20 protein-coding genes are annotated in these 24,170 nt (G+C 66.3%); 11 read left to right on the forward strand and 9 right to left on the reverse strand.

Annotated elements, in window-relative coordinates; all coding sequences use genetic code 11:
• The first annotated feature begins 1 nt into the window (after position 1).
• From IB236_RS10270 to ruvC, 3 genes are read left to right on the forward strand one after another with little or no spacing between them, the layout of a single operon-like run.
• The gene (locus tag IB236_RS10270) at positions 2–763 is read left to right on the forward strand and encodes a 1-acyl-sn-glycerol-3-phosphate acyltransferase (RefSeq protein ID WP_056746924.1); all 762 of its coding nucleotides are present in this window, start codon (positions 2–4) and stop codon (positions 761–763) included.
• A gap of 60 nt (positions 764–823) precedes the next feature.
• On the forward strand, positions 824–1,816 hold the full coding sequence (locus IB236_RS10275; protein WP_056066583.1) for a phosphatidate cytidylyltransferase: 993 nt from the start codon (positions 824–826) through the stop codon (positions 1,814–1,816).
• Positions 1,817–1,874: 58 nt separating this feature from the next.
• Positions 1,875–2,423 (forward strand): crossover junction endodeoxyribonuclease RuvC, encoded by a 549-nt coding sequence (ruvC, locus tag IB236_RS10280; RefSeq protein WP_056066401.1) that lies wholly within the window; start codon positions 1,875–1,877, stop codon positions 2,421–2,423.
• Between the two features lie 86 nt (positions 2,424–2,509).
• Here the strand turns inward: ruvC and IB236_RS10285 are convergent, their stop codons facing one another.
• Positions 2,510–3,262, reverse strand: a complete 753-nt coding sequence (locus IB236_RS10285) for a M48 family metallopeptidase (RefSeq protein WP_056746925.1) — start codon at positions 3,260–3,262, stop codon at positions 2,510–2,512.
• Between the two features lie 327 nt (positions 3,263–3,589).
• Positions 3,590–4,075, reverse strand: a complete 486-nt coding sequence (locus tag IB236_RS10290; RefSeq protein ID WP_015015652.1) for a CZB domain-containing protein — start codon at positions 4,073–4,075, stop codon at positions 3,590–3,592.
• 204 nt (positions 4,076–4,279) lie between these two features.
• Between IB236_RS10290 and IB236_RS10295 the strand changes: the two genes are divergently transcribed.
• Positions 4,280–5,308: an LLM class flavin-dependent oxidoreductase gene (locus IB236_RS10295; protein WP_192420481.1), complete on the forward strand. Its 1,029-nt coding sequence runs from the start codon at positions 4,280–4,282 to the stop codon at positions 5,306–5,308.
• A 43-nt stretch (positions 5,309–5,351) separates the two neighbouring features.
• Here the strand turns inward: IB236_RS10295 and IB236_RS10300 are convergent, their stop codons facing one another.
• Entirely contained in the window at positions 5,352–6,101 is a 750-nt protein-coding gene (locus tag IB236_RS10300; protein ID WP_192420483.1) for an SDR family NAD(P)-dependent oxidoreductase, read from the reverse strand.
• 241 nt (positions 6,102–6,342) lie between these two features.
• Between IB236_RS10300 and gspF the strand changes: the two genes are divergently transcribed.
• From gspF to IB236_RS10315, 3 genes are all read left to right on the forward strand, one after another.
• Positions 6,343–7,575, forward strand: a complete 1,233-nt coding sequence (gene gspF / locus IB236_RS10305) for a type II secretion system inner membrane protein GspF (RefSeq protein ID WP_146871643.1) — start codon at positions 6,343–6,345, stop codon at positions 7,573–7,575.
• Positions 7,576–7,579: 4 nt separating this feature from the next.
• Positions 7,580–8,506, forward strand: coding sequence for a 5'-nucleotidase (locus IB236_RS10310; protein WP_192420485.1), 927 nt, complete (start codon positions 7,580–7,582; stop codon positions 8,504–8,506).
• Between the two features lie 203 nt (positions 8,507–8,709).
• Positions 8,710–9,117: an EF-hand domain-containing protein gene (locus tag IB236_RS10315; protein WP_192420618.1), complete on the forward strand. Its 408-nt coding sequence runs from the start codon at positions 8,710–8,712 to the stop codon at positions 9,115–9,117.
• A 286-nt stretch (positions 9,118–9,403) separates the two neighbouring features.
• Here the strand turns inward: IB236_RS10315 and IB236_RS10320 are convergent, their stop codons facing one another.
• The 3 genes from IB236_RS10320 to IB236_RS10330 form a co-directional block, all read right to left on the reverse strand.
• Positions 9,404–9,835 (reverse strand): hypothetical protein, encoded by a 432-nt coding sequence (locus IB236_RS10320; RefSeq protein ID WP_192420487.1) that lies wholly within the window; start codon positions 9,833–9,835, stop codon positions 9,404–9,406.
• A gap of 486 nt (positions 9,836–10,321) precedes the next feature.
• Positions 10,322–10,819 carry a DUF1854 domain-containing protein gene (locus IB236_RS10325; RefSeq protein ID WP_192420489.1) on the reverse strand — a complete coding sequence of 166 codons (498 nt, stop codon included), beginning with the start codon at positions 10,817–10,819 and terminating at the stop codon, positions 10,322–10,324.
• A gap of 21 nt (positions 10,820–10,840) precedes the next feature.
• Positions 10,841–13,147 carry an ABC transporter ATP-binding protein gene (locus IB236_RS10330; RefSeq protein WP_116747937.1) on the reverse strand — a complete coding sequence of 769 codons (2,307 nt, stop codon included), beginning with the start codon at positions 13,145–13,147 and terminating at the stop codon, positions 10,841–10,843.
• Positions 13,148–13,384: 237 nt separating this feature from the next.
• Here IB236_RS10330 and cphA (IB236_RS10335) point away from each other — a divergent pair, with 237 nt between their 5' ends.
• The 3 genes from cphA (IB236_RS10335) (at position 13,385) to IB236_RS10345 (ending at position 18,764) form a co-directional block, all read left to right on the forward strand.
• A complete protein-coding gene (cphA, locus tag IB236_RS10335; RefSeq protein WP_192420491.1) occupies positions 13,385–15,592 on the forward strand; it encodes a cyanophycin synthetase in 2,208 nt (735 codons plus the stop codon).
• A gap of 98 nt (positions 15,593–15,690) precedes the next feature.
• The gene (gene cphA / locus IB236_RS10340; RefSeq protein WP_192420493.1) at positions 15,691–18,270 is read left to right on the forward strand and encodes a cyanophycin synthetase; all 2,580 of its coding nucleotides are present in this window, start codon (positions 15,691–15,693) and stop codon (positions 18,268–18,270) included.
• Positions 18,267–18,764, forward strand: coding sequence for a CreA family protein (locus IB236_RS10345; protein WP_056746935.1), 498 nt, complete (start codon positions 18,267–18,269; stop codon positions 18,762–18,764). Before cphA (IB236_RS10340) ends, IB236_RS10345 begins: the two co-directional genes overlap by 4 nt.
• A gap of 125 nt (positions 18,765–18,889) precedes the next feature.
• On the opposite strand, the gene IB236_RS10350 is transcribed toward IB236_RS10345, so the two are convergent.
• The 3 genes from IB236_RS10350 to IB236_RS10360 form a co-directional block, all read right to left on the reverse strand.
• Positions 18,890–19,537, reverse strand: coding sequence for a DsbA family oxidoreductase (locus tag IB236_RS10350; RefSeq protein ID WP_056066442.1), 648 nt, complete (start codon positions 19,535–19,537; stop codon positions 18,890–18,892).
• 520 nt (positions 19,538–20,057) lie between these two features.
• Positions 20,058–21,566, reverse strand: a complete 1,509-nt coding sequence (locus IB236_RS10355; RefSeq protein WP_192420495.1) for an AMP-binding protein — start codon at positions 21,564–21,566, stop codon at positions 20,058–20,060.
• Entirely contained in the window at positions 21,563–22,729 is a 1,167-nt protein-coding gene (locus IB236_RS10360; RefSeq protein ID WP_192420497.1) for an acetyl-CoA acetyltransferase, read from the reverse strand. Before IB236_RS10360 ends, IB236_RS10355 begins: the two co-directional genes overlap by 4 nt.
• A gap of 263 nt (positions 22,730–22,992) precedes the next feature.
• Here IB236_RS10360 and IB236_RS10365 point away from each other — a divergent pair, with 263 nt between their 5' ends.
• On the forward strand, positions 22,993–23,967 hold the full coding sequence (locus IB236_RS10365; RefSeq protein WP_192420499.1) for a YcjF family protein: 975 nt from the start codon (positions 22,993–22,995) through the stop codon (positions 23,965–23,967).
• Positions 23,968–24,170 lie beyond the last annotated feature (203 nt).

Here is a 24,170-nt window from a genome sequence, read left to right on the forward strand (position 1 = left end):
CATGCTTGCCAAGTTGATGAGTTTCCTTCTGCTGGGGATCGTGCGGTTTCTCACCGGCTCCCAGGCCCGCTGGTATGGCTGCCCGCCCAAGGCCGAGCAGCGTATCTACTTTGCCAACCACCAGAGCCATGCCGACATGGTGCTGATCTGGGCGGCGCTGCCCGAAGAGCTGCGCAGCATCACGCGGCCCATCGCTGCCAAGGATTACTGGACGAAGACGCCGTTCCGGCAGTGGATCACCACCGCCGTGTTCAACGCCGTGTATGTGGACCGCCAGGCCACGCCCGCGCGGCCGGTTGCGCCGGTGGCGGCCGAGCCCACTGGGGCACCAGCCACACCGAGCGATGCAGACACGGCCGCCGCAGGTGGCCCAGACCCATCGCCCGAAGCCCCGCCGCGCGCTCCAACCCCCGAGGAGTTGCGTTCCGCCCTGCCAGAGTCCGACCCACTGGCCCCGCTGGTGCGCGCGCTCGAGAGCGGCGACTCCATCGTGATCTTCCCGGAAGGCACGCGCGGCCATGGCGACGAGCCCCAGTCGTTCAAATCCGGCCTGTTCAAGCTGGCACAGATGTTTCCGCAGGTGGTGCTGGTGCCCGCATGGATCAACAACGTGCAGCGCGTGATGCCCAAGGGCGAGGTGGTGCCGGTGCCCATCCTGTGTTCGGTGACCTTTGGCGCGCCCATCCAGCTCGAAGCGGGTGAAGAGCGCCGCCCGTTCCTTGACCGCGCGCGCCGCGCCGTCATCGCTCTGCGGGAAGTCTGAGCATGACCTGTCCGAAGCCCCTGACCTTGCCGAATGCTGCGCCCCGGAGCGCGCGCTGACATGAACCAATTCCTGCGCAACCTCACCGCCACCCAGCAGATCGGGGCCTTGTTCCTGGTCGTGTTCGGCATCCTGTCCATCGTCACCGTGTGGGCCTTCGTGCGCAATCTGCGCGAGCACGCCAGCGACGACCCCGAAGCCGAAGCCCGGGCCCTGGAAGCCAAGCGCTTCTGGGGACTGCTCAAGACCTCCTGGGTCATGGCCACGGTGTTCTGGATCGGCTGGGTGCTGGGCGAAACGGTGGCCACGGTGCTGTTTGCCATCGTGGGCTTTTTTGCGCTGCGCGAGTTCATCACCCTGTCGCCCACGCGCCGGGGCGACCACCGCAGCCTGGTGCTGGCGTTCTTCGTGGTGCTGCCCTTGCAGTTCTGGCTGGTGGGCAGCAAGCACTTCGACCTGTTCACCGTGTTCATCCCGGTGTATGTGTTTCTGGCGCTGCCCGTGGTGAGCGCACTGGCCAACGACCCCCAGCGGTTTCTGGAGCGCAATGCCAAGCTGCAGTGGGGCATCATGGTCTGCGTGTACGGCATGAGCCACGTGCCTGCGCTGCTGCTGCTCGACTTCCCGGGCTACCGCGACAAGGGCGCGTTTCTGGTGTTCTTTCTGGTGTTTGTGGTGCAGACCTGCATGCTGGTGCAGCACCTGCTCGGGCGGCGCTTTCCGCACAAACCGGTGGCGCCGCAAGTGAGCCAGAGCTTTCAGTGGACCAGCTGGCTGGCTGGCGTGGCCGCCGGGGGCCTTGCGGGCGGGCTGCTCACCTTCATCACCCCCTTCAAGCCCGGCCAGGCGCTCGGCATGGCGTTGCTGGCCTGTGTGGCGGGCAGCCTGGGGCACCTGGTGATGAAGGCGTTGAAGCGCGACCGGGGCATCACCAGCTGGGGCATGCAGGGCATGTCCGTCACCGGCGCAGGGGGCCTGCTCGACCGGGTGGACGCGCTGTGTTTTGCAGCGCCCGTGTTCTTCCATTCGGCACGCTGGTACTTCGGTTTGTAGAAGAATCGGCCGATAGCGCTAGTTCCCATTGCCCCAATAGCTATAAAAACGAGAGCAAATGCGCATCCTTGGTATTGACCCCGGCCTGCAGACCACCGGCTTTGGCGTGGTGGACATGGACGGCCACAAGCTCAGCTACGTGGCCAGCGGCACCATCCGCACCACCACCCTCGCGCTGGGCGACTTGCCCGGGCGCCTGAAGATCCTGTTCGACGGCATCACCGAGGTCGCAGCCCGCTACCAGCCCGATGTGGCCTCGGTCGAGATCGTGTTCGTCAACGTCAATCCCCAGTCCACGCTGCTGCTGGGACAGGCGCGGGGCGCCGCCATCACCGCCCTGGTGGCCAGCAATCTGCCCGTGGCCGAATACACCGCGCTGCAGATGAAAAAAGCCGTGGTCGGCCACGGCCGCGCCGCCAAAAGCCAGGTGCAGGAAATGGTGCGGCGGCTGTTGCAGCTGCCAGGCCTGCCGGGCACGGACGCAGCCGACGGCCTGGGCATGGCCATCACCCATGCACACGCCGGTTCCGCCATGGGCCGCCTGGGTGAAGCCGCCACGCTGAATCGGCGGCAGCATGCGATGTACAAGGATGGGCGGAGTTATTGAACCCGCCTGGGCGCCACACCAGACAAAAAAATACCGCGCCCAAAGGCGCGGTACAGCCCCACCAGGGTCTTAACCAGAACGAGACGTCAGGCCAACTGCGTCTTCATCCGCTCCGCCCGCTCCTTCGGTGAGGGGTGGGTGGACAGAAAGTTGCTCGAATCACCGCCCGACATCGCGGCCAGCTTTTCCAGTGCGCTCACGCAGGCGGCAGGCTGGTAGCGCTTGGCTTTCATGAAGCCCATCGCGTAATCGTCAGCCTCGCGTTCGTTGCTTTGGGAGTGCTGGGCGCGCACCACTTTTTCAAACAGATCGCCCAGTTGCGATTCGGCGATGGCGCCGGCGCGGCTGTTGCTGGACGAAACGGCATTGCGCAGGGCGCTGGTGCGCAGGGCCGCCTGGATGCGGGCCTTGCTGTGGCCCTTTTTGACGTGGCCAATTTCGTGGCCGATGACGTAGCGCACTTCGTCATCGGTGAACTTGTCCATCAGGCCCGAGTACACACGGATGGTGCCGTTGGCCATGGCAAAGGCATTGATGTCGGGGGTGAGGTAGACCTTGAAGTTCATCTTCAGGCCGTCATACGTGCCCAAGCCCGCCGTGAGTTTGTTCAGGCGCGTGGCGTAGGGGTTGCCAGCGAGGGCAATGCGGTTTTGGCGGTCGCTTTCAGCGGCCATCTGGTCAAAGGCAGCCTTGACCTCGTCGTCGGTCAGCGACTCGGATTTGGCCAGGTCCTTGCCCGCGTCGAGCATCTTGCCCAGGTCAAACTGTGCCCAGACGGGCGATACGGCACTCACGCCGGATGCCAGGGTCACAAGCGTCAGTAGTTGGCGGCGGTCCATCGAACTCCCTCTCTCTTCTTTATCGTTGCTTTAGGTATGGATGTTTTATTGAGCAACCTTGTGCAAGCAAAGGTTCTCAAGTGCGCCGAAATATAGCGACGCAACCCCCCGATTTCGGGGGCGGGTCCTGTCTGCAGATGTAAGAGCTGTGTGTCGATGCTCGGCGCGGTCAGTACGCCAAGGCGTCGTTCACGTGCGCTCTAAAAAAGGTATCGCTAGCGACACCTCCACCTTCGCGCGGCGCGACGCGCGCAGCGGCAGAGGATTGCGGCTTCAGAAGGCCGAACGGCTTGGCAAAAAGAATGCCACCACCCGGGGTGGTGCGTCTCAGCGCCCCAGCCCGCGCTTGAGCTCCTTGAGCAGCAGCAGCACCTGGTTGGATGCGTGGCGGCAGCTGCCGTTGAGCAGCTGCGCTGCCTTGGGCTGGTCGCCCGACTGGAAAGCTGTCACCACGTCGGCCGCCTGCTGGTGAAAGTATTTGTGCCGCGCCACCAGCATGTCGAACGCGGGGTAATGCCCCAGGCGCACCCGGCCCGTGCCGTAGAGCCATCGGCCCAGGTCACAGCGGTCGTCCTGGCAGATGCGTTCGGGCCGCATGACTTCATCGGAGCGCCCGTTGACCATGTCTTGCAACTGCAGGCGCCAGCGCTCGTGGCTGGCGATGGCGGCGTCGATGTCGATCTCGGTCATCAGCGTGGCCGCGTACTCGGCATCCAGCACCAGTTCACTGCCGTTGTCTTCCATGGCCCAGGTGGTCTCGGGGCTGGTGGGGTCCTGCTCCCGGATCTTGAACAAGCGGCTGAAAAAACCCATGCGTCATCCCTTTTGCGCGACTGGCCCGCGCAGCGCGAAATGGCAGCCAGCGCGGAAATGTCTTGAAACATTCTGTGGCGCCTCCGCCGTTTTGGCTACCAAAAAATGGCTCCTTCGTAAAAATGTGCGTGGGCAACCCTGCTGCCACTGCCAGCTCTGCGCCCACCGCCTGCACAAAAGCAACGGCAGCCGGACAATGCATGCATGACTTCCACTCCCCGCCGCCCTGCCCTTTCCATGCTTGATCTGGTGGCCGTCCGCGAAGGCGGCACCGTGGCCGATGCGCTGCAGATTGCGCTGCGCACCGCCCAGCATGCCGAAAAACTGGGCTTTGCCCGCTACTGGCTGGCCGAGCACCACAACATGGCGGGCATTGCCAGCTCCGCCACCGCCGTGCTGGTAGGCCACATTGCCGGTGGCACCTCGCGCATCCGCGTCGGGTCGGGCGGCGTGATGCTGCCCAACCATGCCCCGCTGGTGGTGGCCGAGGCCTTTGGCACGCTGGCCGAGCTGTACCCCGGCCGCATCGACCTGGGCCTGGGCCGCGCGCCGGGCACCGACCCCACCACCATGCGAGCACTGCGCCGCAACCGGGTGGAAACCGAAGAAGACTTTCCGCGCGACGTGGCCGAGTTGCAGCGCCTGCTGGCCCCTGCCGAGCCCGGCCAGCGCCTGATTGCCATGCCAGGTGCGGGCACCAACGTGCCGATCTGGCTGCTGGGCTCCAGCCTGTTTTCGGCCCAGCTGGCAGCCGAGCGCGGTTTGCCATATGCGTTCGCCTCGCACTTTGCGCCGCGCCTGCTGCACCAGGCCATTGACCTGTACCGCAATCTGTACCGGCCGTCTGCCGCCTGGCCCAAGCCCTATGTGGCCATTGGCGTGCCGCTGATCGCTGCCCCGACGGACGAAGAGGCCGACTTCCTGGCCAGCAGCACCTACCAGCGCGTGCTCGGCATCTTGACGGGTGACCGACGCCGTCTGCTGCCGCCCATCGAGAACTACGCAGCGCGCCTGCAACCCCAAGAGCGTGCAGCGATTGGCGACTTTTTGGCTGCGGCCGTGATTGGCGGGCCGGACACGGTGCGTGCAGGGCTGGCGAGCCTGAGCGAAGCCACTGGCGCCGACGAGCTGATGCTGGTGAGCGATGTGTACGACCCTGCGCTGCGTCTGCGCTCGCTGGACATTGCCGCCAAGGCCCACGCCACACCGGGCCAGGCCGCCGTCGCGGCCTGAGCACCTGGGCAGCCGGGGGGCGCCTGGGCGCCGCTCTTGTTCTTCAGCGCGCCAGGTAGCCGCCATCCACGGGGTAGTACGCCCCGGTCACAAACGACGCCTTGCTGGACGCGAGCCAGGTCACCAGCTCGGCCACCTCCTCGGGCTGCCCCAGACGGCCGATGGGGTGGGCGCCAACCAGCATGGCGTTGATGCCGGCGTCCTGCTCCAGCCCGCTGATCATGGGCGTGTGGATGAAAGCAGGGCCCACGGCATTGACGCGCACACCGTGCGCGCTGTATTCGATGGCCGCAGCCTTGGTCAGCCCCACCACGCCGTGCTTGGCCGCCGTGTAGGCCGGCGCCGTGGCAAAGCCCACCGAACCCAGGATGGACGCCATGTTGATGATGGCGCCGCCACCGTTCTTCAGCATCGCGGCGATCTGGTACTTCATGCCGTAGAACACGCCTGACAGGTTGATGTTGATGACCTGCGCCCAGCCGTCCAGCGGGTAGTCGGCCGTAGGCGCCTGCGGGCCGCCGATGCCCGCGTTATTGCAGGCCACGTCCAGGCGGCCGTAGTGGGCGACGGTGCGCTGCACCAGCGCCTCGCAGTCCCCAGGCTTGCCCACGTCGGCCGCCACAAAGATCGCATCGCCCCCGGCTGCGCGCACCAGCGCGGCGGTTTCCTCGCCCGCCTGCACATTCACATCCGACACCACCACCTTGGCACCTTCACGCGCCCACACCAGCGCAATCGCGCGGCCGATGCCCGACGATGCGCCCGTTACCAATGCCACCTTGTTCTTCAGCATGAAAGACCCCTTGTTCATTCCAAACGCCTGCAACCTGATGCCACAGATCAACTTTCATTCTGCGCGTGCCATGCGTCAGCGCCTTGACCTGTGTCATGCCCCGGGCAAGGGAGTCGGGTGGAAGCCCCCGGCCTTGGGTAGCGGCTACCATCAGGGTCTGCCAAGCCTGCGGCGGACATCCGTCCATTGCGGGACTGCCTGATTTCCACGCCAACGCCCCACCACCCACGCCCGCATTTGCATGCCTGCTTTTTCCTTTGAAGCCCTGGACGCCCAGGGCCAGACCCGCAAAGGCCTCCTGGAGGCTGACACCGCCAAGGCCGCACGCAGCCTGCTGCGGGCCCAGGCGCTGGTGCCGCTGGCGGTGGAGCTGGTGCAGACGGGCCAGTCGCTGGACGGCCGGTCCGCCAGCCTGGGCCAGCGCCTGTTCACCCGGCCGGTGTTCAGCGCGACGGGGCTGGCCATCTGGACACGGCAGATCGCCGGGCTGGTGTCGTCGGGCCTGCCGCTGGAACGTGCACTCACCGCGCTGTCCGAAGAAGCCGACGATGAACGCCAGCGCCACCTGGTCGCCGCCCTGCGCGCCGAGGTCAATGCAGGCGCCACCTTTGCCCGCGCACTTTCGCAGCACCCGCGCGAGTTCTCTGACATCTACTGCGCCGTGATCGGTGCGGGCGAGCACAGCGGCAACCTGGGCCTGGTGCTGGAGCGCCTGGCCGACGACCTGGAAGAGCGCCAGGCGCTCAAGGCCAAGCTGGTGGGCGCTGCGCTGTACCCGGCCATCGTGACCCTGGTGGCCATCGTGATCGTGTTGTTCCTGGTGGGCTATGTGGTGCCGCAGGTGGCCAGCGTGTTTGCAGGCACCAAGCGGGCGTTGCCGTTCCTGACAGTGGCCATGCTGGGCCTCAGCGCCTTTGTGCGCAGCTATGGCTGGGTGATGTTGATTGCTTTTATTTTGATAGCGCTTGGGACAAGATGGGCGCTCACCATCGGCCATATTCGCGAGAAATTTGATGCCGCCTGGCTCAATCTGCCCCTGGTGGGCAAACTGGCGCGCGGCTACAACGCAGCACGGTTTGCCGGCACGCTGGCCATGCTGGCAGGCGCCGGGGTGCCGATCCTGAAGGCCTTGCAGGCGGCTGCTGAAACGCTGAACAACCGCGCGCTGCGGGCCGACGCGCTCGACGCCCTGGTTCTGGTGCGCGAGGGTGCCCCGCTGGCCTCGGCCCTGGCCCAAAAGAAACGCTTTCCGGGCCTGCTGTCGATGTTTGCACGCCTGGGCGAACAGACCGGACAACTGCCCGTGATGCTGCAGCGCGCGGCCCGCCAGCTCTCGGCAGAGGTCCAGCGCCGCGCCATGGCCCTGGCTACCATCCTGGAGCCGCTGCTCATCGTGGGCATGGGCCTGATCGTGATGCTGATCGTGCTGGCCGTGCTGCTGCCGATCATCCAGCTTAACCAGTTTGTAAAGTGACCTTATGGCCGTGACGCTCGACGACAAGCTGGTAGTCGCCATCTCCTCGCGCGCGCTGTTCAATTTTGAGGAAGAGAACCGCGTCTTCGAAAAGGACAACGACCGCGCCTACGTGGACATGCAGCGCCAGCGGCTCGACGTACCTGCTGCGCCGGGCGTGGCGTTTTCACTGGTGCGCAAGCTGCTCGCGTTCAATACCTCCGAGCACCAGCGCGTGGAGGTGGTGCTGCTGTCGCGCAATGACCCGGTGAGCGGCATGCGCGTGTTCCGCTCGTGCCATGCCCATGGGCTGCCCACCATCCAGCGCGGTGTGTTCACGCAAGGGCGCGACCCGTTTCGCTACCTGCGGCCGCTGGGTGCACACCTTTTCCTGTCCGCCAACGAGGCCGACGTGCGCGAGGCCTTGCACCTGGGCTACCCGGCAGCGCGGGTGGTGACGGAGTCGGTGCAGGCGGGCGACTCCAACCCCCACGAAGTGCGGATTGCCTTTGACGGCGACGCCGTGTTGTTCTCCGATGAGGCCGAGCGCGTGTACCAGGCGGAGGGGCTGGCCGCCTTCCAGCAGCACGAGACCGACAAGGCCGCACAGCCCCTGCCCGACGGCCCGTTCAAACCCCTGCTGGCCGCCTTGCACCGCCTGCAGTCTGCGGGCGAGGCCGGTGGCACCGGCATGCGCATCCGCACCGCGCTCGTCACCGCCCGCAGCGCCCCCGCGCACGAGCGCGCCATCCGCACCCTGATGGACTGGAACATTGCAGTAGACGAAGCCATGTTCCTGGGCGGCCTGCCCAAGGGCGAATTTTTGCGCGAGTTCGAACCCGATTTCTTCTTTGACGACCAGACCGGCCACGTCACCTCGGCAGCGCGCCACGTGCCTGCGGGCCATGTGAACAGCGGCATCTCGAATCCGGTGCGGGTCGCAGGGAACTGACCCGCAGGAGCCTCGGCTGCAGGCTGGCGCGCTGTGCCCCTCTGCACCCAGCCCTTGGGAAAAGTTCTGCAAAGACTTGCAACGCCCGGTGAAAGCCTGCAAAGCCCCGGTTGCAAACCACCGCCATCACCCCCCCATGTGCCACCATGGCCGTTGAGACTTCGAAGGAGAACACTTTGCGCATTCGCACATCCCTGGCGTCCATGGGGCTGCAAAGGCCGGTCCTGGCGACGGTGGCCCTGTTGGCAGCCTGTGCAGCACTGGCACAAACGCCCCCACCAGCACCGGCCCCTCCAGCGGAGACACACGCCGCCACAGAGCCCGCAGCGGCAGTGAGCCCGGGCGAGCTGAAGGCACAACGTGAATTCAAGATGCTGGACTTCAACAGAGACGGCAAGCTCAGCCGCTCTGAGGTAAAGCTGTTCCCGCGCCTGGCGGCGGCCTTTGAGGAGGCCGACACGGATGGCGATGGCTTTGTGTCGTATGCCGAAGTCCGTGCCTTCGCCGCCAAATACCGCGCCGAGCGTGATCGTCAGCGGGCAGCCGCACAAGCGGCAGCCACGCCAACAGCCCCTATTGCGTCGCCCCCAGCACCGGAGGCCCGTCCCTGAGAAACGCGGACTGCACTTTGCCGAGCGGCAAAACCCAAAAAAATGAATCCAATTGACTTGGAGCTCTAGTGCAATATGCACCAAAAGCTATCTATTTGATAGCGAAAAAATACCGACTGTACCGAGGAAGTCCCCACAGCTTCTGTGTGCTCGGTAAGAGGCGCCCATAGGATGCGGCACCTGTACGCCACAGATTGCCGCTGCACAGGGGCTTCGCCGCACTGCACCGAGCGCCACGGCACGCAATAGGGCGCCTTCGCGGCGGCAGCCCGGCAGCGCCGGTGGCTCAAACGCCGCCCGTACGCTTGACCTTGGGGTCGGTGTAGGTCAGCGGCTCGTTCTTGGCCTGCTGGGCCAGGCGCTCCTGCAAGGTCATCTTGTTGACGTCCTGCGCCACCTCTACCGCGCTGCCGCTGGCGCGCCACATCGACTGGATGAACTCCAGCAGCTGCTTGTAGATCGGCTCTTTGGGAGGCTCCGGCGGCTCTTCGACGGTGTCTTTCTTTTTTACCGCCGTCCAGTCCCGGTTGGGCGCCTCGGGCGCCGAGGGTTTGTCCGGCTCGCGCACGATCGCCCCCTCACCCATCCGGTCCATGGACTCGACAGGGTTGGGAGCGTTGATGGGACGCACCGGAGGCGCACCCGAGGCGCCAGTGGAATACAAATCAGCGCCCTGAGGACGCCAGGACGGCGATCGATCGACAGGTGGCATTTGCATGACATTGGCCCGTAGTTGAACAAAAGGTACAGAGGGTCTTTCGGCCTCTTCGTACATTCATTACGGCAAAAAGAAGGGTGAATTTAGGTCTTTTTCACCGATTGAACGAAATTTAGGGTTTTCCCCAGTAAAAAGCCAGCTTTTTGGGATGGTTCAGCGTCAGGCAGGGACCATGAAGGTGCCAACCAGTGCCCCGAATGGGCCGAATCGGCCGAACAGGGCGCTGGGCATGCGCCGAATGTCGCAACAGCACCACGCCGTCAGAAGGCGGGGCGCCCGCAGGTCATCACCCGCTGCAGGGGAACAGGCAGAGAAGTAAGCGGCTCGGGCCGTGCGCAAGGAATGCGCAAGAGGGGGGGGTCTCCGCCGGCCCCCATTCCCGACAGAGCATGTTGACGGTCTTGCAAGGAGCGCAGACAGGCCACTACGGCTGGCAGGACAAGGTCCGAGCCCAGGACGGAGTCGGCTTGACTCCGCCTTACAGGGTCAAAGAAAGCGTTCGAGCAAGCGGCGCGAATGCTTGTCCAGCGCCGTGGTGTCCTTCACACGGAACTGCAAGCCGTCGCCCCCGGCAATCAGCAGCCGGGTGCGCCCGCCCAGGCGGCGGATGTCTTCTTCGGCCTTGAGCACCAGGCGGGCAGGCCCCCGGTCGGTCTCCACGTCCCAGGTGCTGGGGGTCGAGAAACTAGAAACGGCCAGGATTTTCTGGATAGTGGGCACAAACTCGCGCACCTCCAGCTCTTCATCAATGAGCTGCCGGGCGGCGCCCGTCACGGCCTCCAGCCGGGGAACCCACAGCAGCTCATGGCCGTCGGCGCCCACCAGGGACAGCCCCTCGCCCGGCGCGGCGATGGGAAAAGCACGCACGGGAGTCACACCCTCATGGACCATGCCATCGGCCAGGGTCAGGACGAGTCGGCCGTGCGGGTTGCGCGTGAGCTGGAAGGCGGGGGTGGACGACGATGGGGTCAGGGAAGCATTCATGGCAGGGTCGCTCACAGCGTCTCAGGGGTTGCCAGCGGGGTGGGCCGGGTGCAGCAGGCTGCTGTCGATGATCACGCCCGCCGCCTGCGCATCTTCTTCGGCGCGGCGGGCCTGGGCTTCGTACAGCCGCCAGTAGGCGCCCTGCTTTTCCATCAATTCATCGTGCGGGCCCACTTCCACCACCTCGCCGCGGTCCATGACCACCAGACGGTCGGCCTTGCGCAGGGTGGACAGGCGGTGGGCAATGGCGATCGTCGTACGGCCTTGCACCAGGTTATCGAGCGCCTTCTGGATTTCCTTTTCGGTCTCGGTGTCCACCGCCGAGGTGGCCTCGTCCAGGATCAGGATGCGCGGGTCGATCAAGAGCGCCCGGGCGATGGAGATGCGCTGGCGCTCCCCGCCCGACAGCCCCTGGCCACGCTCACCCACCAGCGAGTCGTAGCCGTGCGGCAGGCGCAGGATGAATTCGTGCGCATGGGCGGCACGGGCGGCGGCCACAATTTCCTCGCGCGTCGCTTCGGGCTTGCCATAGGCGATGTTCTCGGCAATGGTGCCAAAGAACAGGAAGGGCTCCTGCAGCACCAGGCCGATGTGGCGGCGGTAGTCGGCCACCGCAAAGCGGCGGATGTCGATGCCGTCCACCTGGATGGACCCGTCGCTCACGTCATAGAAGCGGCTGATCAGGTTGACCAGCGTGCTCTTGCCCGAGCCACTGTGGCCCACCAGGCCAATCATCTCGCCGGGACGGATGTCGAGATCCAGCCCCTTGATGACCGCGCGGCTGCCGTAACGGAAGCCCACGCCCTGCATGCTGATGGCGCCCTGAACCTTGTCCACCTTCACCGGCTGGGCGGGGTCGGGCACGTTGCTCACGTGGTCCAGGATGTCGAAGATGCGCTTGGCGCCTGCGGCGGCCTTCTGGGTGACCGAAACGATGCGGCTCATCGAATCCAGCCGCCCGTAAAACCGCCCGATGTAGGCGATGAACGCCGTGAGCACACCCACCGTGATCTGGTTGCGCGACACCAGCCATATGCCGAACGCCCAGACCACCAGCAGCCCGATTTCGGTCAGCAGCGACACCGTGGGGGTGAACAGGCTCCAGGTCTTGTTGAGCTTGTCGTTCACCTCCAGGTTGTGCTGGTTGGCATCGCGAAAGCGCTGGGCCTCGCGCTTTTCCTGGGCAAAGGCCTTGACCACGCGGATGCCGGGGATGGTGTCGGCCAGCACATTGGTCACCTCGGACCACACACGGTCGATCTTTTCAAACCCGGTGCGCAGGCGGTCGCGCACGGTATGGATCATCCAGCCAATGAAGGGCAGCGGCACCAGCGTGACCAACGCGAGCCACGGGTTGATGGAGAACAGGATCGCCGCCGTCATCACGATCATCAGCACATCGGTGATGAAGTCGAGCGCGTGCAGCGACAGGAACACGTTGATGCGGTCGGTCTCCGACCCGATGCGCGCCATCAGGTCGCCGGTGCGCTTGCCCCCAAAGTAGTCGAGCGACAGGCGCAGCAGGTGCTCGTACGTGGTGGTGCGCAGGTCGGCGCCGATGCGCTCGGACACCAGCGCCAGGATGTAGGTGCGCGCCCAGCTCAGGCCCCAGGCGGCCAGCGCCGACAGCAGCAGGCCGCTCAGGTACAGCAGCACCAGGCCAGGTTCGATCTGTTTGCCGTTCTGGAACGGAATCAGGATGTCATCCATCAGCGGGATGGTGAGGTAGGGCGGCACCAGGGTCGCTGCCGTGGACGCCAGCGTCAGCGCAAAACCGGCCGCCAGCTGTTTGCGATAGGGCCGCGCAAAACGCCACAGGCGCAGCAGCACCCAGGTGGAGGTCTGGGGTGGCTGGGCACGGGCGCAAGCCGGGCACTCTTCGGTGTCGGGCGGCAGCGGCGTATGGCAGGTGGGGCAAGCGGGCTCGTCGGCTTCGTCCTCGGCACCGCTGTCGCCCCGGGCGCTTTGCTGCTCAAAACGCTGCACCAGGCGCAGCGCCTGCGCATGGTGCGCCAGGGTAAAGCGCCACTGGGCCAGGCGCTCCTGGGGGTTGTGCAGCTCGAGCGAGCCCACTCCGCCATGGTCATGCAGCTTGAGCGTCAGCCCTTCACCCAGGGGCCAGCTGCGCCAGGTCGTGGTGCCCGGGTCGCAGGCCAGCAGCCGTTCGGAGGTCACCACCACCCACCCCGCCGCAAAGCGCAGTGTGGCGCTCAGGTCAACCGGCAAAGCCGCCAACACGTTCTCTTTGGAAGCGAGCATGGCCCGCAAGTCGGCCCCCACAGGGCCAGAAAAGACACCCGAGGCGTCCACAGAATGGTGATGTTGCATTTTTGGTTGGGTTTTCCGCCACCGGCTGCCTGCGGTGGCCGCTCTCGCGAAAGCAAGAATTCTCACCGATACTGCACGCCACGGTGCGACGGCATCCTCCTGTAACGTCTGTGGCGGCCTTTTGGCTGACACTGCGCACAGGCCCTGGACTGGCGCACAATCATCGTCCACAAAATTCCCTTTCGTCCCCCTACCGCACAGCCCTTACCAAGGCCGGAACCACAACCGCTGCAATCCATGGCGAAACTCAACGACATCCAACTGCTTCGCATCAACTACCTGCGGGGCCCCAATATCTGGACCTACCGGCCGGTCCTGGAAGTCTGGCTGGACCTGGGCGAGCTGGAGGACTATCCCTCCAACACCATCCCCGGCTTCAATGACCGCCTCACGGCCTGGCTGCCAGCGCTGATCGAGCACCACTGCGGCGTGGGCGAGCGTGGCGGCTTCCTGCAGCGCCTGCAGGAAGGCACCTGGTGCGGCCATGTGCTGGAGCACATCGTGATCGAGCTGCTCAATCTGGCAGGCATGCCCACCGGCTTCGGCCAGACGCGCAGCACCAGCCAGCGCGGCGTGTACCGCATGGTGTTCCGCGCCCGCGACGAAAGCGTGGCCCGCGTGGCACTGGCCCAGGGCCATGCGCTCATCATGGCGGCCATCAACGACGAACCCTTTGACGTGGCGGCCGCCGTGGCCCGCGTGCGCACCGAGGTCGACGACCAGTACCTGGGCCCCAGCACCGCCTGCATCGTCACGGCCGCCACCGACCGGGGCATTCCCCACATCCGACTGAACGATGGCAACCTGGTGCAACTGGGCTACGGTGCCAGCCAGCGCCGCATCTGGACGGCCGAGACCGAATTCACCAGCGCCATCGCCGAAGGCATCGCCAGCGACAAGGACCTGACCAAGGGCCTGCTCAAGTCGTGTGGCGTGCCCATCCCCGAAGGCCAGGTCGTCAACAGCCCCGCAGAGGCCTGGGAAGCCGCCCAAGACATCGGCCTGCCCGTGGTGGTCAAACCTTCTGACGGCAACCATGGCCGGGGCGTGACGCTGGACCTGCGCAAGCAGGAAGACATCGAAGCCGCCTACCACGTGGCCTACCCCGAAGGCAGCGACGTGATGGTCGAGCGCTTCATCCCCGGCGACGAGCACCGCATTCTGGTGGTCGGCGGCAAGGTGGTGGCCGCCGCGCGCGGCGAGGTGGTCAGCATCACCGGCAATGGCCGCTCCACCGTCAAGGAACTGGTCGACACCCAGCTCAACTCCGACCCGCGCCGGGGCTACGAAGAAGAGTACCCGCTGGAGATCATCGACCTGGCCACCGACACCAAGGTGCAGCTCGAACTCAAGCGCCAGGACCTCGACGCCAGCTCCGTGCCCGCCGCCGGCCGCCAGGTGGTGGTGCAGCGCAACGGCAATGTGGCCGTGGACTGCACGGACGACGTACACCCCGAGGTGGCCTACATCGCCCAGCTGGCCGCCAAGGTCGTGGGCCTGGACATCGCCGGCATCGACATGGTGGCGCGCGATATTTCCAAGCCCTTGCACACCCAGGGCGGCGCGATTGTGGAAGTGAACGCCGGCCCCGGCCTGCTCATGCACCTCAAACCCGCCGTGGGCGCGCCCCGCCCCGTGGGCCAGGCGATTGCCGAGCACCTGTTCCCCTCCGAAGGCGACGATGAAGGCCCCGTGGGTCGCATCCCCCTGGTGGGCGTGGCTGGCACGCGCAACACCGCCACCATCTCGCGTGTGGTGGCCTGGCTGCTGCACCTGAGCGGGCACCACACGGGCCTGGCCTGCCGCGACGGCCTGTTCCTGGACCGCCGCCGCGTGGAAGCCACCGACTGCGCCCACTGGGAAGCCGCCCACCGCCTGCTGATGAACAAGATGGTGCAGGCCGCCGTGATCGAAAGCGACGCCCGCACCATCCTGCGCGACGGCCTGGCCTACGACCGCTGCCAGGTGGGCGTGGTGACCGACATGGACGGCGTGGGCACGCTGGCCGAGTTCGACGTGCATGAGCAAGACCAGATGACCAAGGTGATGCGCACCCAGGTGGACGTGGTGCTGGCCGAAGGCGCCGCCGTGCTCAATGCCGCCATCGCCCAGGTGGCCGACCTGGCCCCCCTGTCCGACGGCGACGTGGTGCTGTATGCGCAGGACGGCACGCTGCCCGTCATCGCCGAACACCGCGCCAAGGACAACGGCCGCGCCGTCTTCGTGAAGAACGGCCGCGTGGTGCTGGCCACGGGCAGCGCCGAGCATGTGCTGGGCTCCCTGTCTGACCTGACCTTTGGTCGCAATGCCGTGGTGCCAGACACCGACGCCCTGCTGGCCGCCATCGGCACGGCCTGGGCGCTGGACATTGCCCCCGACCTGATCGGCGCAGGCATCAAGACCTTCGAGCCCGAACTGGTCCCCACCGCCGCCCTGCGGTCGTGATGGCCTCTCGTGCATTTGCCTTTGTTTGTTGTTTGACCCCACATCCCACGACCTGAACAGGGCCCCAGCGCTCTGATGGACCACTGAAAGAGACTTCCATGGATGTAACCCGCACCCGGGCCCTGCGCGGCCCCAACCTCTGGAGCCGCCACATGGCCATCGAGGCCGTGGTGACCTGCGCCGAGAACGAGCGCGCCGTGGGCCAGATGGCCGGATTCGAAGCCCGCCTGCGGGCCCTGTTCCCCGCCATCGGCGCACTGCACCCGGAAACCGGTGGCGGCGATGTGTCGCTGGCCCACGTGCTGCAGACCGCAGCACTGGCGCTGCAAGCGCAGGCCGGCTGCCCCGTGACCTTTGCGCGCACCACGGCCACCAGTGATGTCGGTGTGTACCAAGTGGTTGTTGAATACAGCGAAGAAGCCGTGGGCCGCAAGGCGTTTGAAGACGCACAGCAACTCATCCAGGCAGCGCTGGGCAACGGCAGCTTTGACGCCGAAAAGGCCGTCGCCGACCTGCGCGAGCTGGACGAAGACGAGCGCCTGGGGCCCAGCACGGGCTCCATCGTCGAGGCCGCCGTAGCCCGGGGCATCCCCTACCGCCGCCTCACACGCGGTAGCCTGGTGCAGTTTGGCTGGGGTTCCAAGCAGCGCCGCATTCAGGCAGCCGAGGTCGATTCGACCAGCGCCGTGGCCGAATCCATCGGCCAGGACAAGGACCTGACCAAGCGCCTGCTGCACGCCGCTGGCGTGCCCGTGCCGCTGGGCAAGCCGGTGGAGACTGTGGACGAAGCCTGGGAGGTCGCCCTCAAAGTCGGCCTGCCCGTGGTAGTCAAGCCGCAGGACGGCAACCAGGGCAAGGGCGTCACCGTCAACATCACCGACCGCGCACAGCTTGAAGAAGCCTACAAGAACGCCGCCGACTACGGCACCGTGATGGTCGAGCGCTTTTTGCCCGGCCACGACTTCCGCCTGCTGGTGGTGGGCGACCAGCTGGTGGCCGCCGCACGCCGCGAGCCGCCCCAGGTGCTGGGCGATGGCGAGCACACCGTGCGCCAGCTGGTGGACGTGGTCAACCAGGACCCCCGCCGTGGCGAAGGCCACGCCACCTCGCTGACCAAGATCCGCCTCGATGACATCGCCGTAGCCCGCCTGGCCATGCAGGGCCTGACGCCTGAATCGGTGCCCGAGAAAGGCCAGCGCGTCATCCTGCGCAACAACGCCAACCTGTCCACCGGCGGCACCGCCACCGATGTGACTGACGACGTGCACCCCGAGGTTGCTGCCCGCGCCGTGGCGGCCGCCCAGATGGTGGGCCTGCACATCTGCGGTGTGGACATGGTGGCCGAGACCGTGCTGCGCCCCCTTGAAGAACAAGGTGGCGGCTTTGTGGAAGTGAACGCCGCCCCCGGCCTGCGCATGCACCTGGCCCCCAGCTACGGCAAGCCCCGCAACGTGGGCCAGGCCATGGTGGACAAACTATTTGCCCCTGGCGACGACGGCCGCATCCCTACCGTGGCCGTCACCGGCACCAACGGCAAGACCACCACCGCCCGCCTGATTGCGCACCTGTTCACGGCCCAGGGCCTGCGCGTGGGCATGACCAACACCGACGGCGTGTACGTGAACGGCCGCCAGATCGACAGCGGCGACTGCAGCGGCCCCAAGAGCGCCCGCAACGTGCTGCTGCACCCCGAGGTGGACGCCGCCGTGTTCGAGACCGCCCGTGGCGGCATCTTGCGCGAAGGCCTGGGCTTTGACCGCTGCCAGGTGGCAGTGGTCACCAACATCGGCGCGGGCGACCACCTGGGCCTGAACTACATCACCACGGTGGAAGACCTGGCCGTGCTCAAGCGCGTGATCGTGCAGAACGTAGCCCCCACGGGCTACGCGGTGCTCAACGCCGCTGACCCCATCGTGGCGGCCATGGCTTCGGCCTGCCCCGGCAAGGTGATCTACTTTGCCAGCGACCGCCACCACCCCGTGATGGTCACGCACCGCGCCCAGGGCCACCGCACCGTCTACGTGGACGGTGACTCCATCGTCGCCTCCGAAGGCTCGTGGCGCGAAACCATCCACCTGCGCGATGTGCCCATCACGCGCAACGGCAAGATCGGTTTTCAGGTCGAGAACGTCATGGCCTCCGTGGCTGCCGCCTGGGGCGTGGGCATGCCCTGGCAGACCATCCGCCGCGGCCTGTCGGGCTTTGTGAACGACAGCGACAACGCCCCCGGCCGCTTCAACATCATGGACTACCGGGGTGCGACGGTGATCGCCGACTACGGCCACAACCCCGACGCCATGCGCGCCCTGGTGCAGGCCGTGGACGCCCTGCCCGGCAAGCGCCGCAGCGTGGTCATCAGCGGCGCGGGCGACCGGCGCGACGAAGACATCCGCGAGCAGACCGTGATCCTGGGCGCCGCGTTTGACGACGTGATCCTGTACCAGGACGCTGCCCAGCGCGGCCGCGCCGACGGCGAAGTGATGGCACTGCTGCGCGAAGGCCTGGCCGGTGCGCCGCGCACCACGCACGTGGAAGAGATCCGTGGCGAGTTCATCGCCATTGACACCGCCCTGGAGCGCCTGCAACCCGGCGACCTGTGCCTGGTGCTGGTGGACCAGGTCGAAGAAGCGCTGGCCCACCTGGCCCAACGCTGCACCGAAGGCGAGACCGCGGCATGACCGCTGCGCACACGTTGGCAACCGCCGCCGTTGTGGCGCTTGCGGCCCTCGCGGGCGGCACAGTGCAGGCCGCATCGGGCGAAAAGATCGGCACCGTGGACACCGCGTTCCAGTGGATCGGCCGCGACCACGACATCATCGTCGAGGCCTATGACGACCCGGGCGTACGGGGCGTCACCTGCTACGTCTCGCGGGCACGCATCGGTGGTGTCAAGGGCACGCTGGGCCTGGCCGAGGACCGCGCCGAGGCCTCCATTGCCTGTCGCCAGGTCGGCCCCATCAGCATTCCCGAGCCACTGAAGAAACAGGAGGAAGTGTTCAGCGAACGCATGTCCATCCTGTTCAAGCGCCTGCGCATCGTGCGCATGGTGGACCCGGCCCGCAACACGCTGGTGTACCTGACCTACTCTGAAAAGCTCATCGACGGCTCCCCCCAGAACAGCGTGACCGCCGTTCCCGTGGACCGCGCCACCGCCATTCCGCTGCGCAAGTGACGGTAGCCCGGTGTGGCCGGGGCATCGCTCAGACATCAAAAAAAGGGGCTCCAGGCCCCTTTTTTGATCGTAGATGCCAGTAGCGCTAGTGCAATATACCTGAGCAGCTATCAAATAAATAGCACCTAGCCCTGCGCGGCAATCTGCCGCAGCGCCTGCTCAAACACCTCCACCGGCTGCCCACCCTGGATCAGGTGGCGCTCGTTGACGATGATCGCGGGCACCGAATGGATGCCGTTTTGCAGATAGAACTGCTCGCGCTCGCGCACTTCGTCGGCGTAGCGGTCTGAGGCGAGCAGCGCACGCGCCTCGGCCACATCCAGACCCACCTCTCCCGCCACACGCACCAGCACCTCGTGGTTGCTCGGGTCCTGCCCGTCGGTGAAATACGCCGTGAACAGCGCCTTCTTCAGCGCGGGCTGCACGCCCTTCTCTTCGGCCCAGTGCAGCAGGCGGTGCGCATCAAAGGTGTTGTAGATGCGGCTGCGCTTGTCCATGCTGAAGGTGAACCCCAGCGCCGCACCGCGCGCCGCGATGGCCTCGCGGTTCTTCTGGCTCTGCTCGGGCGTGGCGCCGTATTTTTCTTGCAGGTGCTCGCCAATGTCCTGACCCGCAGGACCCATCTGCGGGTTCAGCTCGAACGGCTGAAAGTGCAGGTCCAACGCGACCTCGCCCTGCAGCCGGTCCGCCGCCTGCTCCAGCGCCTTGAGGCCGATGATGCACCAGGGGCAGGAGACATCGGAGACGAAATCGATCTTGAGGGTGGTGGTCATGGGAGGGGTGTACTGATGAGAGATGGCGAATAGTAGGACGGGTTTGAAAACCGCGATTGTGATGGGTGTACCGGAAACTCATGCTCGCCTGGACGAGCGCGCTCTTGAGTCCTTCAAGGCCCTGTCGGCATACCTATCGGCAAGCTGTCGCATGGGCTGCTTGACCCAATCTACGCCGAACATCCGGGCTAGATGCCGACAGGAATGCGGTATTGAGGCACGTAGCCCCGCCCGCCACTTTCGCCACGGGTGCAAACGCGTCCATGCCTTTACCTACCTATGAAAGTGAGGAGCGCAGGACCTAGCAGAAAGGCTCCAAGCAGCAAGATGACTGGCACGCCAACAGCAAACCAGATCATCAGCCTCGACTCCCTCTTGAAATGATGGTTGACGCTCTTGCTCTTGTCAGAGGAGCTTCCTTCTTCGTTGGAATGATTCGGGTGATTCATGAAGTGCTTTCGCAGTGAATCTTATGACTGCTATCGGCCAAAGCCAATCGGCCCAGCAAGCCGCCACTTGCTCACATACGCCGCAGCTCCGTCTTCAACACCTTCCCATAGCTGTTCTTCGGCAACGCCTCTACCCACCGGTATTCCTTCGGCCGCTTGAACCGCGCAATATGCTCCAGGCACAGCGCATCCAGCACGGCATCGGCCACCGCACCGCCCTCCCCTGCGACCAGGAAGGCGACAACCACCTCGCCCCATTCCGTATCGCGCTGGCCCACCACGGCCACCTCGCGCACCTGGGGGTGGAGCAGCAGCACCTCTTCGACCTCGCGCGGGTAGATGTTGCTGCCGCCGGAGATGATCACGTCCTTGGACCGGTCCTTGAGCGTGAGAAAGCCATCGGCATCCAGCGCGCCCATATCGCCGGTGTAGAGCCAGCCGTCGCGCAGAGTCTGCGCCGTGGCGGTGGGGTTGTTCCAATAGCCGGGCATCACGGTGTCGCCGCGCACCACCACCTCGCCGGTCTCACCGGTGGGCAGGGGCTGGCCCGTGGCATCGACCACACGCACCTCCACCAGCGACTGCGCCACGCCCACCGACACCATGCGCTCGGCCCAGCGCGGGTGGTCGCGGTCGGCCAGCTGGGCGCGCGACAGGGCGGTGATGGTCATGGGGCTTTCGCCCTGGCCGTAGATCTGTGCAAAGCGGTTGCCCATCACGGCCAGGGCGTTGCGCAGGTCGTCGGCGTACATGGGGCCGCCGCCGTAGACGATGGTCTTGAAGCCCGACACGTCGGCACCCGTGGCACGCACATGGTCCACTAGGCGGTGCACCATGGTGGGGGCTGCAAACAGCGTGAGCTGGCCCACGCTGGCCGCGAGCTGCACCAGCTCGGCCGGCTCGAACCCGCCCGACAGTGGCACCACATGCCGCTCGCCGCGCAGCACCTGGGCGTAGTTGTAGAGCCCCGCACCGTGCGACATGGGTGCGGCGTAGACCATGGCATCGCCGGGCAGGATGTCGTCCACATCGGTGAAGTAGCAGGCCGTCATGGCCAGCAGGTTGCGGTGGGTCTGCATCACACCCTTGGGGCGGCCGGTGGTGCCCGAGGTGTAGAACAGCGAGGCCACGTCGTGCGGCGCGCGGTCGCACACGTCCATGGGCGTGTGGGCGACTGCGGCGCGGTATGCGTCGGAGCCAAAGACCAGCACCGCGTCCTGCGGCGCCCCGGCCTCGCGCACGGCGGGTGCCAGCGCTTCAGAGGTCAGCACCACGCGCGCGCCCGAGTCGGCCAGCACGTAGGCGAGCTCTTTGGCATGCAGCTTGTAGTTGACCGGCACCGACACAGCCCCTGCCCACAGGATGGCGTGCAGGGCTTCCAGGTATTCGGGCGCATTGGCGGCGTAGATGGCCACGCGGTCGCCCGGGGCCACGCCACAGCGTGTGCGCAGATGGGCGGCCAGCGCGGCGGTGCGGGCAGCCAGCGTGCCGTAGCTCCACAGCACCTCGTCGCCATGCAGCAGCGCGGGCTGGTGGGCGTGCAGCAAGGCGCTGCGGCGCAGCAGGTGGGCGATGTTCATCGGGCGCGCTCCAGAATGCTCACGTAGTTGGCCACGGCCGAGCCGCCCATGTTGAACACGCCCGCCAGGGTGGCACCCGGCACCTGCAGGTCGCCCGCCTCGCCCATGAGCTGCATGGCCGACACCACATGCATCGACACGCCCGTGGCGCCGATCGGGTGGCCCTTGGCCTTGAGCCCGCCCGACGCGTTGACAGGCAGGCGGCCGCCGCGCAGCACGGCGCCGTCTTCCAGCAGGCGGTGGCCCTGGCCTGCGGGCGCCAGGCCCATGGCCTCGTACGTGAGCAGCTCGGCGATGGTGAAGCAGTCGTGCACCTCGGCCAGCGACAGGTCGTGCACCGCGCACCCTGCCTGCTGCAGCGCCTGCTGCCAGGCGCGCCGGGGCCCTTCAAAGTCCACCACACGGCGGCGCGCCATGGGCAGGTAGTCGTTGACCTGCACCCGCGCCCGCAGGCGCACGGCGCGGGGAAAGTCGCCCACCGCATCATCGGCCGCCAGGACGAGCGCCGCTGCGCCGTCGGACACCAGCGAGCAGTCCGTCTTGCGCAGGGGCGCGGCAATCATCGGGTTGCGGTCGGACACGGTGTTGCAGAACTCAAAGCCCAGGTCCTTGCGCATGTGGGCCCAGGGGTTGAGCGCGCCGTTGGCGTGGTTCTTGGCGGCGATGCGTGCCAGGGTGGCCGAATGGTCGCCATGCGCCGCGAAGTAGTCCTGCGCGATGGAGGCAAAAATGCCCGGAAAGCCACCGGGCGGACTGCCCGCCTCGCCGGAGTAGCCGCAGTCGCCCAGGATGCGCGTGGTCTCTGCGCCGAAGACAGCGGTCATCTTTTCGGCGCCGATGACAAGGGCAACCCGGGCGCGGCCAGCTTCGATCGCGTCACACGCGGCATAGAGGGCCGCCGAGCCCGACGCGCAGGCGTTCTCCAGCCGCGTGGCGGGCTTCCACCGCAGGGCGTCGTCGCACTGCAGGGCCAGCGACGAGGCAAACACATCGGGCGTGAAGCCGCCGTTGAGGTTGCCCAGCCACACGCCATCCACCGCTGTGCCGTCGATGCCCGCGTGCTGCAGGGCCTCACGGCCCGCGCGCGTAATGAGGTCTTCAAGCCCCAGGCCGTCCAGCCGGCCAAACGGCAAATGTGCCCAACCCACGATCGCTACGCCCATGTCCATCCTCCGTTGATGCGCGCCACGACGGCGCGATGGAAAGCACTGTAGGCAAGCCACGGCTGTCCGCACAGTCGCCGAACTACCCAAGGGAAAACCCGAAGCCCGGGCGCCACGCACAGCCCGCGCCACCAATCCCCCACACGCTGTGGCGTTGAAACCGCATTGCCTAGACTGCACCTAAGAACCTGCCCACAAGCCACCGCACGACGCACTGCAAGCGGTGCGCAGCCCCTCCCACCTCTTTTTCCCGTACGACGACCATGACCCTGGACCAGCAAAAATCCATCCTCACCATCGCCCTTCTGGCAGCGTTTGCCGATGGCAACAAGGACGATGCCGAACGCGAAGAGATCCGCCGCATTGCCCAGTCGCTCGCGGGCGACGGGGGCGTGGCCGACCTGCCGCGCATCTACCAGGACGTGCTGCTGCAGCGCACCAGCGTGCAGGCCGCCGTGCAGGGTCTGAGCGAGCCCATGCACCGCCAGCTGGCCTACGAGATGGCTGTCTGCGTGTGCGATGTGGACGGCCGCCAGACCGCGGCGGAGCGCGAGTTTCTGACCCGCCTCAAGGCGGCCCTGCAGCTGGGCGACCCGCAGACGGCAGCGTTTGACCAGCAAGCCGATGCACTGGTGGACGTGGCCGAAAAGGCCGTGCCGATGGCGGTGCCGGTGGCCACTGCTGCGGCAGCGCCTCTGGCCGCAGCAGTCGGTGCAGGTGCCTCGGACGCAGAGCTGGACCAATCCATCCTAAACTATGCGCTGCTCAATGGCGCGCTGGAGCTGCTGCCGCAGTCATGGGCGTCGATGGCCATCATCCCGCTGCAGGTGAAGATGGTCTACGGCATTGGCAAGGCCCACGGGGTGGAGCTGGACCAGGGCCACATCAAGGAGTTCATTGCTGCTGCCGGCGTGGGCATGACGTCGCAGTACCTGGAGCAGTTTGGTCGCAAGCTGCTGGGCGGCCTGCTGGGCAAGGTGGCGGGCCGCACCATCGGCGGGCTGGGCGGCGCTGCCACAGGCATGGCGTTTTCGTTTGCCACCACCTACGCGCTGGGGCAGGTGGCCAAGCGCTACTACGCAGGGGGCCGGGTCATGAGCACGGCCATGCTGCGCGAGACCTTTCAGGGCCTGCTCACGCCCGCCAAGCAGCTGCAAACGCAGTACTTGCCACAAATTCAGCAGAAGGCAGCGACGCTGGACGCGGGCCAGATCATGGCCCTGGTACGGGGCAAATAGCGAACGCTATTTAATTGATAGCTGCTTGCGCATATTCGACTAGCGCTTGCAGCCGATTTGACTCAAAACCCGTCCCACAGGCACGTAGTGGCCTGCTCGGACGCACCGCTGCGCGCCACCACGCTGCGCGCACCCGTTGCCGCGGCGCAGCACCTTGCGATTCGGCAGGTAATACACCGCCCGGTGCATGACAGAATCCGACC

Source organism: Acidovorax sp. ACV02 (assembly GCF_014851475.1).
Lineage (GTDB): Bacteria > Pseudomonadota > Gammaproteobacteria > Burkholderiales > Burkholderiaceae_C > Acidovorax > Acidovorax delafieldii.